The sequence below is a fragment of the Hymenobacter sp. 102 genome, from assembly GCF_049949205.1.
Taxonomy (GTDB): Bacteria; Bacteroidota; Bacteroidia; order Cytophagales; family Hymenobacteraceae; genus Hymenobacter.
Window position 1 is genome coordinate 358,259 of record NZ_CP188172.1, and the last position, 12,561, is coordinate 370,819.

Sequence of the window (12,561 nt, forward strand, 5' to 3'; positions counted from 1 at the left end):
CAGGGCCTGTTGCAGTGCCTGAAAGGAAGCTAAATGAGTTTCTGCGCGCTGCCAGGCTTCCCCGGCAGGTCTTCGGAGCCCCTGATTTCCGGCCCCCGCCCGAATTGCCTACTTTTGCGCCCATATCTGAATAGAATTTCCCGCCGATGTCCATCGCCAAAACCTATACCCCCGCCGACGTTGAAGCCAAATGGTACCAGCGCTGGCAGGAGCAGGGCTTCTTTAAAGCCAAGGCCAACCCCCGCAAAAAGCCCTACACCGTGGTGATTCCGCCGCCCAACGTAACGGGCGTGCTGCACATGGGCCACATGCTCAACAACACCATTCAGGACGTGCTGGTGCGCCGGGCCCGCATGCAGGGCAAGGAAGCCTGCTGGGTGCCCGGCACCGACCACGCCTCCATTGCCACCGAGGCCAAGGTAGTGGCGCTGCTCAAGGAGCAGGGTATCGAGAAGAAGGACCTGACCCGGGAGCAGTTTCTGGAGCACGCCTTTGCCTGGAAAGAGAAATACGGTGGCATCATCCTGGAGCAGCTCAAGCAGCTGGGCGCTTCCTGCGACTGGGACCGGACGCGCTTCACGATGGAGCCCGAGCTGACCGAGGCCGTTTTGCGCGTGTTCGTGGATCTGCACCAGAAGGGCCTGATCTACCGCGGTGTGCGCATGGTGAACTGGGACCCCCAAGGCCAGACCGCCCTGTCCGACGAGGAAGTGATTCCCAAGGACGTGATGGCCAAGATGTATCACCTGCGGTATGAAGTAGTGGGGCAGGAGGGCCAGTTCCTCACCGTGGCAACGTCGCGGCCCGAAACCATCATGGCTGACGTGGCGGTGGCGGTGAACCCCAACGACCCGCGCTACACCCACCTGCACGGGGTAAAAGTGCGGATTCCGCTGCTGGGCCGGGAAATTCCGGTGATTCTGGATGAGTACGTGAGCATCGACTTCGGCACGGGCGCGCTGAAGGTGACGCCGGCCCACGATTTGAACGATTACGAGTTGGGTGTGAAGCACAACCTGCCCGTTATCGACATCCTCAACAACGACGGCACGCTCAACGAGAAGGCCGTGCTGTACGTGGGCCAGGACCGGTTCGCCGCCCGCCGCAACATCGTAAAGGATCTGGAGGAAGCCGGTCATCTGGTGAAGGTGGAGGAGTACGCCAGCATCGTGCAGACCTCGGAGCGCACCAAGGCCGTCATTGAGCCCCGCCTGAGCATGCAGTGGTTCCTGAAAATGGAGCACCTGGCCAAGCCGGCCCTGGACGTGGTGGAAAACGACACCGTGAAGCTGCACCCGGCCAAGTTCAAGAACACCTATCGGGTGTGGATGGAGAACGTGCGCGACTGGTGTATTTCGCGGCAGCTGTGGTGGGGCCAGCAGATTCCGGCCTACTACCTGCCCGATGGCACCTACGTGGTGGCCCTCACCGCTGAAGAAGCCCTGATCCGGGCCCGTGAGCAGAGCGGCAACGCCGACCTGCAGCTCACCGACCTGCGCCAGGACGAGGACGTGCTGGATACCTGGTTTTCGTCGTGGCTGTGGCCGATTTCGGTGTTCGACGGGTTCAAGGACCCCGACAACGCCGACGTCAACTATTTCTACCCCACCAACGACCTGGTGACGGGGCCGGACATTCTGTTCTTCTGGGTGGCCCGCATGATTATGGCCGGCCTGGAGTACCGCAAGGAGGTGCCCTTCCGCAACGTGTACCTCACCGGCATCGTGCGCGACAACCAGGGCCGCAAGATGAGCAAGCAGCTCGGCAACTCGCCCGATCCGCTGGACCTTATCAAGCAGTTCGGGGCCGACGGCGTGCGGACCGGCATGCTGTTCTCGGCCCCGGCCGGCAACGACTTGCTCTACGACGAAAAGCTGGTGGAGCAGGGCCGCAACTTCAGCAACAAGCTCTGGAACGCCTTCCGCCTGATTAAGGGCTGGGAGGTAGATGCCGCGCTGCCCTTCCCCAACGACAAGGCCGTGGAGTGGTTCGGTGCCAAGCTGAACGCCACCATTGTGGAGCTGGACGAGCATTTCGAGAAGTTCCGGATGAGCGACGCGCTGATGACGGTGTACAAGCTGGTGTGGGACGACTTCTGCTCGGAGTACCTGGAGATGATCAAGCCCGCCTACCAGGCCCCCATCGACCCCGAAACGCTGCGCCTGACCACCGGCTTCCTCGAAACCCTGCTCAAGCTGCTGCACCCGTTCATGCCCTTCATCACCGAGGAAATCTGGCACGAGCTGCAGGAGCGCGGCCCCAAAGAGTACGTGTGCGTGGCCGCCTGGCCTAAGGCCCAGCCCGTAGCGGGTGCTGCCGAGGTGCTGGCCCGTATGGAAAAGGCGCTGGCCATTGTGGGCGGCGTGCGCACCATCCGCAACCAGAAGGGCCTGGGCCCCAACAAGCCCCTGACCCTGGCCGCCAAAACCGACGACGCCCAGCTGCTCACGGACTACGACGGTATCATCCGCAAGCTGGCCGCCCTCACCGACGTATCGGTGGTGACGGAAGCGCCGGCGGCTTCGGTGGGCTTCGTGGCGGGCGGCTCGGAGTTCTTCGTGCCGCTGGAAGGTCAGATTGACCTTGGGGCCGAGAAGGAGCGCCTGACTAAGGAGCTGGAATACGCCCAGGGCTTCCGCGACTCGGTGCTGAAAAAGCTGGCCAACGAGAAGTTCGTGGCCAACGCCAAGCCCGACCTGGTAGAGCGCGAGCGGCAGAAGCTGGCTGACGCCGAAGCCAAAATCACCGCCCTGGAGCAGAGCCTGGCGGCGCTGTAAGCCAGACCTAGTGTAGAGACGCGACACTTCGCGTCTCCCGTTAGAACGACCCGTTTTACCCGGTACCGTTCAACGAGGAGACGCGAAGTGTCGCGTCTCTACATTCCGGCTGGTACGGTTACTATGATAAACCCGGGCGGTCCTCTGCCGTTTTTACGGCCTGGGCCGCCGCCCTTCGCAAATTCCCCGTTTCTTTAGCGCATCCTTTTCACTTGTTGACTTGTTGCGCTATGAATTCCTTGTACACATGGCTCACGGGCGCGGGCCTGCTGCTTAGCGGCGCGGTTTTCGCCCAAAGCACTCCTGCCACTATGCCCAAACCTCCCGTTGCGGCTCTCAAGCCCAAAGAACTCAAGTCGCCCTTCGGCACCCGCCTCGACAACTATTACTGGCTCAATGAGCGCGAGAACCCCGAGGTAATCAGCTACTTGAACGCCGAAAACGCCTATTTCGAGCAGCAGATGGCCCCGGTGAAGGGGCTGGAGGAAAAGCTGTTCCAAGAAATCAAGGGCCGCATCAAGGAGCAGGACGAGTCGGTGCCGTACCGGGATAATGGGTACTACTACTACACCCGCTTCGAGGCCGGGGCCGAGTACCCGATTTACTGCCGCAAAAAGGGCAGCCTGAGCGCCAAAGAGGAAATTCTGCTCAACGCCAACGAGCTGGGCAAGGGCAAGGCCTACTACCAGATTGGCGGCTTCGAGGTGAGCGACGACAACCAGGTGCTGGCTTACTCCGAGGACGTGGTGAGCCGCCGCCTCTACACGCTGCGCTTCCGCAACCTGCAAACCGGCCAGCTCTACCCCGAGCAGATTCCGAACACCAGCGGCAACGCCGTGTGGGCCGCCGACAACAAAACCGTCTTCTACACCCGCAAGGACCCCACCACGCTGCTGGACTACCAGCTCTACCGCCACACCCTGGGCACCGACCCCAGTAAGGACCAGCTGGTGTACGAGGAGAAGGACAACACCTTCCGCATCGGGGTGCACCGCTCCAAGTCGCGGCAATATGTGTTCCTGACCATTGGCAGCACCATGTCATCGGAGGTGCGGTACGTGGAGGCCGCCAAGCCCACGGCGGCGCTGCAGGTGTTTCTGCCGCGCGAGGCTGACCATCTGTACGAGGTGGAGCACTTCGGCAACGACTTTTACGTGCTGTCCAACGCTGGGGCGCCCAACTTCCGCCTGCTGAAAACGCCGGTGAAGAACACTGCCAAAACGGCCTGGCAGGAGGTTATTGCCCACCGTCCCGACGTGTTCCTGGAAAACATGGAGCTGTTCAAGGATTACCTGGTGCTGGGTGAGCGGAAGGAAGGCCTGCTGCAGCTGCGCGTGATTCGGTGGAAGGACAAGCAGGAGCACTACCTCAACTTCGGGGAGCCCACCTACACGGCCGCCATCAGCATCAACCCCGAGTTTGATACGCCCGTGCTGCGCTACGGCTACTCCTCGCTCACCACGCCCAACTCCACCTTCGACTACGACATGAACGCCCGCAGCAAGAAGCTGCTGAAGGAGCAAACCGTGCTCGGAAGCTTCAAGAAGGAGGATTACGTGACCGAGCGGGTATACGCCACCGCCACCGACGGCACCAGAATCCCGATGTCCATCGTGTACAAGAAGGGCTTCAAGAAGGACGGCTCGGCCCCGCTGCTGCAGTACGCCTACGGTTCCTACGGCTACTCCATGGATGCCACCTTCAGCGCCGCCCGCCTGAGCTTGCTGGATCGGGGCTTCGCCTACGTGATTTGCCACATCCGGGGCGGGCAGGAAATGGGTCGGCAGTGGTACGAGAACGGCAAGAAGCTCAAGAAGAAAAACACCTTCACCGACTTCACCGACTGCTCCAAATTTCTCCTCGACCAGAAGTTCACCTCCGCCGACAAGCTGTTTGCCATGGGCGGCTCGGCCGGCGGCCTGCTGATGGGCGCGGTGGTGAACAACCACCCCGAGTACTACAAGGGCGTAGTGGCCGCCGTGCCCTTCGTGGACGTGGTGACCACCATGCTCGACGAAAGCATCCCGCTGACCACCGGCGAGTACGACGAGTGGGGCAACCCCAACCAGAAGGAGTTCTACGACTACATGCTCTCGTACTCGCCCTACGACCAGGTGAAGGCCCAGGCCTACCCGAACATGCTCGTGACCACCGGCCTGCACGACTCGCAGGTGCAGTACTTCGAGCCGGCCAAGTGGGTAGCCAAGCTGCGCACCCTGAAAACCGACAACAACCTGCTGCTGCTCCACACCGACATGGCCGCCGGCCACGGCGGGGCCTCGGGCCGCTTCAAGTCCATCCACGACACGGCCCGGCAGTTTGCTTTCATGCTGCTGCTACTGGGCGTGAAAGCCTAGCACAGTAGCGCGCAACTCCGCTTCGCGCTACAACAGAACGCCCCTCTGGTTACCGGAGGGGCGTTTTGCGTTTCCGGCCGGCCACAAACCCGACAAATATTCGGGCCTTTGTGCCACCTCGGGCCTGAAGTTGCGTCTGTGGCTCGGTTACCTGGTATTCACCCGACCTTTTTTCGGGCTCCGCCGCAGAAATCAGCCGGTTGGTCGGCTTCATTTCAGGGGCGGGGTCCGAGCCCGTAGGTTTGTGCTGATGCCGCGCCCCATGGCCCGCCGCGGCCGTTTGGCGGCCGGGTGATAGACGCTTCCCCTCTCGCACATGAAAAAACTACTCTTCCCGATTCTTCTCCTTTCCGGCAGCCATGCGGTGCTGGCCCAAATGCCCGGCGGCACGCCGCCAAGCGGGGCCGCGCGTCCGGCTGGTGCTACCCGGCCGGCCGGAGCCGGCGGGGCCGCCATGGCCCCGCAGGAGGGAACGGGCCGTGTTACGGGCACCGTTACGGATGCTACTTCCAAGCAGCCGGTGCCCTTTGCCACGGTGGCTCTGGTAAACCCCGCCACCGGCAAGCCCGTGGATGGTACCGCTGCCGATGACAACGGAAAATTCACTATTCCGCGCATTGCGCCTGGTACCTACACCGTGCAGATTACCTTTATCGGGTATAAGCAGGTGGAAAAAACCGGCGTGGTGATTACCGAGGCCGGCAACACCGTGGCCCTGGGTACGGTAGCGCTGGAATCGTCGGCGCAGGCGCTGGGGGAAGTGCGGGTGGAAGGCCAGCGCAGCCTGGTGGAGGAGAAGGTGGACCGCACGGTGTACAACGCCGAGAAGGACGAAACCACCCGTGGCGGCGACGCCACCGACGTGCTCAAGCGTGTGCCCAACCTCTCGGTAGACCTCGACGGCAACGTGAGCTTGCGCGGCAGCCAGAACATCCGGGTGCTCATCAACAACCGCCCCAGCACCATCTCAGCCAACAGCATTGCCGACGCGCTGAAGCAGATTCCGGCCGACCAGATTAAGACGGTGGAGGTGATTACTTCGCCCTCGGCCAAGTACGACGCCGAAGGCTCGGGCGGTATCATCAATATCGTGACCAAGCAGAACAACCTGCAGGGCTTTACGCTGGATTTGCGCACCAGCGCCGGCCTGCGCAGCTCCGATCTGGGCCTGAATGCCTCCTACCGGGTGGGCAAGATGGGCTTCTCGCTGGGCGGCGGCGGCCGGGGCCAGTACAACGTGCCCGGCAGCTTCCGCAACGAGCAAACCACCTACGGCATCACCGGCAACGACATTGCCAACCGCCAGCTGCTGAGCCGCACCGTTCAGTCGGCCGATACGCGCCAGCAGAACGTGTTCGGGCGCTACTCGCTGGGCTGGGACTACGACATCAACAAGTACAACTTCCTCTCGGCCTCGGTGCAGCTGGGCCTGCGCAACGGCACCAACTACCAGGATGATCTGGCCTCGCAGACCACGTTTTTCCGGCCGGTACTGGGCGATTCGCTCACCAACCGCCTCAGCGACGTGAAGGTGCTCGACAACTCGAACACCCTGGATGCCACGCTCAACTACACCCGCACTTTTGAGACGCCTCAGCGCGAGTTCAGCCTGCTAGCCCAGTATAGCCGCAACACCCGCACCAACAACTTCACCAATACCACCCTGAGCGGGGAAGGGGTTGGCGACTACCGCCGCAACCTCAACGACAGCTACAACCAGGAAATCACGCTGCAGGCCGATTACCAGACGCCCCTGAGCAAAACCCAGCTGCTGGAGTTCGGGGCTAAGGACATCGTGCGCCGCGTCAACAGTGACTATACCACCTTCCTGAACGGGCAGCGGCAGACCGGCACCACGCTTTCCAACGTGTTCGACTACAACCAGAACATTGCGGCGGCCTACCTTTCGTACACCCAGAGCTTCCTCAAAAGCTACACCCTGAAAGCCGGGGCCCGCTACGAGTATACCACCATCACGGCCGACTTCCGCACCGACACGGAAACCTCCATTGACCCATATGGAGTGCTGGTGCCCAGCGTGAACCTCTCGCGCAAGCTAGCCAACGGCAACGTGCTCAAAGCCGCTTATAACTACCGCATCCAGCGTCCTTCGCTGCAGTTCCTGAACCCCAACCGGCAGTCGGGCAACCAGCTACAATACACTGAGGGTAACCCCGAGCTGGAGCCCGAGTACACCAACAACTACGAGCTGGGCTACAGCACTTTCATTAAGCAGACCTCGCTGAATTTCTCTGCCTTTGCGCGCAACACCAACGGCTCCATCCAGCCGGTGCGTACCGAGGACGGGGCTCTTATCCGGACTACGTACGCCAACATCGGCACCGAAAACGCCTACGGTGGCAGCATGAATGCCAACGTCAACATCCAGAACAAGCTCACACTGGGCGGCGGCCTGGATGTGTACTATGCCACGCTTGATAACAATACCTCCGACGTGCTGTACGCGGCCAGCAATCAGGGCTGGGTGGCCAGTGGCCGTTTGATGGGCGGCTACACCTTCGCCAAGGGCTGGGGCGTGCAGGCGTTCAGCTTTTACCGCGGCCGGCAGGTGCAGCTGCAGGGCTACCAGGGCGGTTTTGGGGTATACAGTCTGGGCTTGAAGAAGGATTTTGCCGATAAGAAAGGCAGCATCGGCTTCGGAGCCGACAACTTCTTCACGCCCACCAACAAAATCCGCAACTCCATCAATACCCCAGTGCTCGACCAGTACAGTGTGAACGTGCTGCGCCGGTCCGGCTTCCGCGTGAACCTGAGCTACCGCATCGGCAAGATGAGCATGGCTCAACCCAAGCGCCGCCGCTCCATCAACAACGACGACCTGAAAGATGGCGGCGACGGTGGCAACGGTGCCGGCGCCACGCCGGCTCAGGGCCCCAGCGGCGGCCGGCCGTAGTTTTTCGGGCACCACCGGTTAAAACGAATGAACCGACTGCGCGCAAGCCGCAGTCGGTTCATTCGTTTTAACCGGTGGTGCTGCTATGTTTGCTCTTCTGGCGTGAGCATGGCCCGGCCTTCACCTGGCCGGTGGCCGTGAGGTGTCTTCCAACATGCTTCCCTATCAGTCTCTTATTATCCTGCGGCGCGACGCCGCGCCCGTGCTGCCCCAACAGATTGCTACCGGCCTGATTGACCTGATCCGGCGAGGCGTTCTGCCGTTTGGCGCACAATTCCCCGGAACCCGCCAGCTCGCGGAACAGCTGTGCGTGAACCGGCAGACGATTACGTTGGCCTACGAGGAGCTGCAGGCCCAGGGCTGGCTGGTGCAGCAGCCGCGCAAAGCACCGCTGGTCTGCGCGCAGTCGCCGGAGGCGGTTAGTCAGCCCCTTCAGGTCCTGGCCGGGAACTTCCCGGACCGGGCCGCTTTTCGTTTCGCGGCCCCGCAGTCGGCTCCCGTTTCAGGGCCGGCATCTTTGGTGCTCGATGGTGGGCTTCCGGACTCCCGGCTGGCACCGCACACCCTGCTGGCGCGCAATTATCGGCTGGCTACCCGGTGGGCCGCGCAGCAGCGGCAGTTGCTGGGCTACGTGGCGCCCCACGGGGTGCTCCGCCTGCGTCAGCAGCTGGCCCGCTACCTGCACGACACGCGCGGCGTACCCGCCACGGCCGGGAATGTATTCATCACCCGGGGCAGCACGATGGGGTTTTTCCTGTTGGCCCAGCTGCTGGTGCAGGCCGGTGATACGGTGGTGGTGGGCGAGCGAAGCTACGCGGAGGCAGATGCCATTTTTGAGCGGCGCGGGGCCCGGCTGGCGCGCGTGGCCGTGGATGAGCAGGGACTGGTGGTGGAGGCGCTGGAAGCACTCTGCCAGCGGCAGGCCGTGCGGCTGCTCTACGTTACGCCTCACCACCATTACCCAACCACCGCTACCTTATCGGCGGTGCGGCGGGTGCGGCTGCTGGAGCTGGCCGAGCAGTACGATTTCATCGTGTTGGAAGACGATTACGACTTCGACTACCACTACGCCGGCGCGCCCATTCTGCCCCTGGCCAGTGCCGACCGCACCGGGCGGGTGCTCTACACCGGCTCCCTGAGCAAGGTACTCGCGCCCGCCTACCGCATTGGCTACATTGTGGCTCCTGAGGAGGTGCTTGCTGCCCTGGCCCCGCTCCGGGTACTGATAGATCAGCTGGGCGACCCACTGCTGGAAACGGCCGTGGCCGACCTGTTCGCCGAGGGCACGATGCAGCACCATCTGGCCCGGTCCCGGCAGGTGTACCAGCACCGCCGCGACGTGTTTTGTACGGCCTTGCAGACGCGGCTGGCGCCGTGGTTTTCCTTTACTCCGCCCACGGGCGGACTGGCCGTCTGGGGCGGGTTTCTGCCGGAAGTTGACGTGCCACGGCTGGCCCAGGCCTGCCTTCGGCACGGATTGCTGATCAGTGACGGAAAAGCCTGCCAGCTGCCAGCGGAACCCCGGCCAACCCACCTGCGCCTGGGCTTTGCCTCCCTTTCGCCCGCCGAGCTGAACCGCAGCGTACGCGTGCTGGAGACGGCCCTGCGCACGCTGGAATAAAGGAATTATTCCAACGTCGGCGCCGAGTGCGGCCCCGGCGCGTATTGCATCTCCCGCATCGTAGCCGCCGCCACTTCCGGGCCCAGCAGGCGGCCAACTACGTGCAGGGCCATATCAATACCCGCCGAGATGCCGGCAGACGTGATTACCTGGCCGTTATCGGTCCAGCGCCACTCCGGGGCCACGGTGGCGGTGGGCAGCAGCTCCTGCAACTGCCGGGCCACGGAGTGATGGGTGGTGACGGTGAGGCCCTCCAGCACACCGGCCCTGGCCAGCACGAAGGCACCCGTGCACACCGATAAAACCAGCTCGGCCGTGGCTATGTGCCGCCGCACCCAGTTCAAAATAACCTCGTTGTGCATTTCGCGCCGGGTGCCCAGCGGCGTGCCATCGGCCAACAGGCTGGCCCCGCCCGGCACGATGATGATGTCGGCGTCCGGATGATCCTGGAGCCGGTACGTGGGATTCAGCGACAACCCGTTGCGGGCAAAAACGGGGCTGTGCTCGGCGACGGTAAACACGTTGAAAGGGCGGCGGCCGTCCACTTCGGTTACTCCGAATACTTCAAAAGGGCCGGCAAAGTCCAGCACTTCAACTTCGTGGAAAAGTAAAATGGCAACCTGGTACATGAGGATGGAATGGGGGAAAGAGAGTGCAGAAGGGTAGTGTCGCTTACGCCGACCGGTAGCTTGCGGCTGCGGCTGCTACAAAAGTGCGGGTTTCCTCAGGCCGGCAGCCCATCCAGATGGCCGAAATCAACCAGGCCAGCCAAGGGCGCGCCGGGTAACGGTGACGCACTGATGCCGCCTCCGTATGTGTCCTTCCCGAATCCGGCTTCCTCCCGTCCATACCCGCCTGACGTCAGGCCGGGCGGTGGTGATATTGACAGGTCGTAATCCCGCCGAAAGCCAGCGGCCCCGGCACGCCTGACAAGCAGGGTGCCGGGGCCAGCATGCAGAGCCCGGCAAGGTGTGCAGTTAGTCGCGCACTTTCAGGCTGTCGGGCACGGCGCGGCCCCGGGTGGCCTGGGTGAGCTGGTTCTGGAGCTGGAAGTTTACCTGCTCACAGTCGGAGAAGCGGCGGTTGGCTACCTCCAGGGCGGCCTCCGTGGTGCGCAGGCGCTGGTACAGGAACAGAATCAGGCCCAAGGCAATAAGTAGGGCCACCAAAGGCAGTGCTTTATTCATCAGAAAGAGAAGTCAGTACAGAACCCCGAACAGAAAAGTCGGGCCGGTATATAATCAGTACACAAAAGTACGGCTTCGCGCCGCAAAAAAGCCCCGCCACGTAACCACGGCGGGGCGTTTTCATACACACTAAGCACTAAGCACTAAGCACTAAGCACTAAGCACTAAGCACTAAGCACTAAGCACTAAATGCTGGTATTGGGGTCGAACTGCTCCAGGTAGTCGGCCACGCGGCGCACGAACATGCCGCCGAGCGAGCCGTCCACTACGCGGTGGTCATAGCTGTGGCTCAGGAACATGAAGTGGCGCACGCCAATCAGGTCACCCTGCGGGGTTTCGATGACGGCGGGCTTCTTCTTGATGGCACCCACGGCCATAATGGCCACTTGCGGCTGCATGATAATGGGCGTGCCCATCACGTTGCCGAACGAGCCCACGTTGGATACGGTGTAGGTGCCGCCTTCCAGATCCTCGGGCTTGAGCTTGTTGGCGCGGGCCCGGTTGGCCAGGTCGTTTACCTTCTTGCTCAGGCCGTTCAGGTTCAGCTGATCGGCGTTGTGAATCACGGGCACGATGAGGTTGCCCGAGGGCAGAGCCACGGCCACGCCCACGTTGATGTCGCGCTTCTTGATGATGTAGTCGCCCTCAATGGACACGTTGATCATCGGGAAGTCCTGAATGGCGCGGGCAATGGCCTGGATGAAAATGGGCGTGAAGGTGAGGTTTTCGCCCTCGCGCTTCTTGTAAGCATCCTTGTGCTTGTTGCGCCAGTTCACGATGTCGGTCACGTCGGCCTCCACGAAGGAGGTAACGTGGGGCGAAATCCGCTTGCTGTCCACCATGCGCTGGGCAATCATCTTGCGCATGCGGTCCATTTCCAGCAGCTCCTGGTTGCCGCTGATAGAGGGCACGGCTTTCGCCGTTTGCGACGTGTTGGCGGCGGCCACCGGGGCAGCAGCCGGAGCCGGCGCGGCCGGCGCAGCTACTGGGGCCGGAGCCGCTGGTGCGGCTGCAACCGGGGCCGCAGCAGCCGGTGCGGCGGCCTGGGCCAGGGGCTTCTTGCCGGCGGCTACGTAATCGAGAATGTCTTTTTTGGTCACGCGGCCTTCGCTGCCGGTGCCGGGCAGGTACTCCAGGTCGGCCATCGAAATGCCTTCTTCGCGGGCAATGCTCAGCACTAGGGGCGAGTAGAAGCGGCCGGCCTGGGGCTGGGCGGCTACGGCCTGGGCGGCGTTGGCCTGCGGGTCGTGGGCTTCGGGCAGGTAGGGCACGGCGGGCTTCTCGGCGCCGTTGATGGACGGGGCAGGAGCCTCGGCGGCGGCGGCCGGGGCGGTGGTGCCGGCGCTGGCCGCGTCGGTTTCAATAACGGCAATGGGGGCCCCCACGGCTACTACCTGGCCTTCCTGCACCAGAATTTCCTGGAGCACGCCGGCGTGCAGGGCGGGCACCTCGGTATCCACCTTATCGGTGGCTACTTCCAGCACCGACTCGTCCTGGTCGATGGTGTCGCCTACTTGTTTGAGCCATTTCAGAACGGTGCCTTCCATGATGGATTCGCCCATCTTGGGCATCGTCATTTCCACTCGTGCCATGCGGTTGGGGGTGTTTAGGGAAAAGGGTGGGGGTGGGTTTCGGAGCCCAAAGGTAAGTGAAGTGTTGGACTGTTGGATTGCGGGATTGTCGAATAGGTAGATTGTTGGATGGC

Annotated in this window: 7 protein-coding genes; 4 read left to right on the forward strand and 3 right to left on the reverse strand. The window is 62.6% G+C overall.

Translation table 11 applies throughout. From position 1 onward, the window contains the following. The first annotated feature begins 146 nt into the window (after positions 1-146). From ACN19L_RS01545 to ACN19L_RS01560, 4 genes are all read left to right on the forward strand, one after another. Positions 147-2,777, forward strand: coding sequence for a valine--tRNA ligase (locus ACN19L_RS01545; protein WP_426491794.1), 2,631 nt, complete (start codon positions 147-149; stop codon positions 2,775-2,777). 230 nt (positions 2,778-3,007) lie between these two features. Then, complete coding sequence (locus ACN19L_RS01550; RefSeq protein ID WP_426491795.1) at positions 3,008-5,134, forward strand: S9 family peptidase; 2,127 nt, start codon at positions 3,008-3,010, stop codon at positions 5,132-5,134. Positions 5,135-5,450: 316 nt separating this feature from the next. Then, a complete protein-coding gene (locus ACN19L_RS01555; RefSeq protein WP_426491796.1) occupies positions 5,451-8,048 on the forward strand; it encodes a TonB-dependent receptor domain-containing protein in 2,598 nt (865 codons plus the stop codon). 154 nt (positions 8,049-8,202) lie between these two features. Next, on the forward strand, positions 8,203-9,669 hold the full coding sequence (locus ACN19L_RS01560; protein WP_426491797.1) for a PLP-dependent aminotransferase family protein: 1,467 nt from the start codon (positions 8,203-8,205) through the stop codon (positions 9,667-9,669). A gap of 5 nt (positions 9,670-9,674) precedes the next feature. On the opposite strand, the gene ACN19L_RS01565 is transcribed toward ACN19L_RS01560, so the two are convergent. The 3 genes from ACN19L_RS01565 to ACN19L_RS01575 form a co-directional block, all read right to left on the reverse strand. After that, complete coding sequence (locus ACN19L_RS01565) at positions 9,675-10,298, reverse strand: DJ-1/PfpI family protein (protein ID WP_426491798.1); 624 nt, start codon at positions 10,296-10,298, stop codon at positions 9,675-9,677. A 348-nt stretch (positions 10,299-10,646) separates the two neighbouring features. After that, positions 10,647-10,856, reverse strand: a complete 210-nt coding sequence (locus ACN19L_RS01570; RefSeq protein WP_426491799.1) for a hypothetical protein — start codon at positions 10,854-10,856, stop codon at positions 10,647-10,649. A 185-nt stretch (positions 10,857-11,041) separates the two neighbouring features. Next, positions 11,042-12,448: a dihydrolipoamide acetyltransferase family protein gene (locus ACN19L_RS01575; protein ID WP_426491800.1), complete on the reverse strand. Its 1,407-nt coding sequence runs from the start codon at positions 12,446-12,448 to the stop codon at positions 11,042-11,044. Positions 12,449-12,561 lie beyond the last annotated feature (113 nt).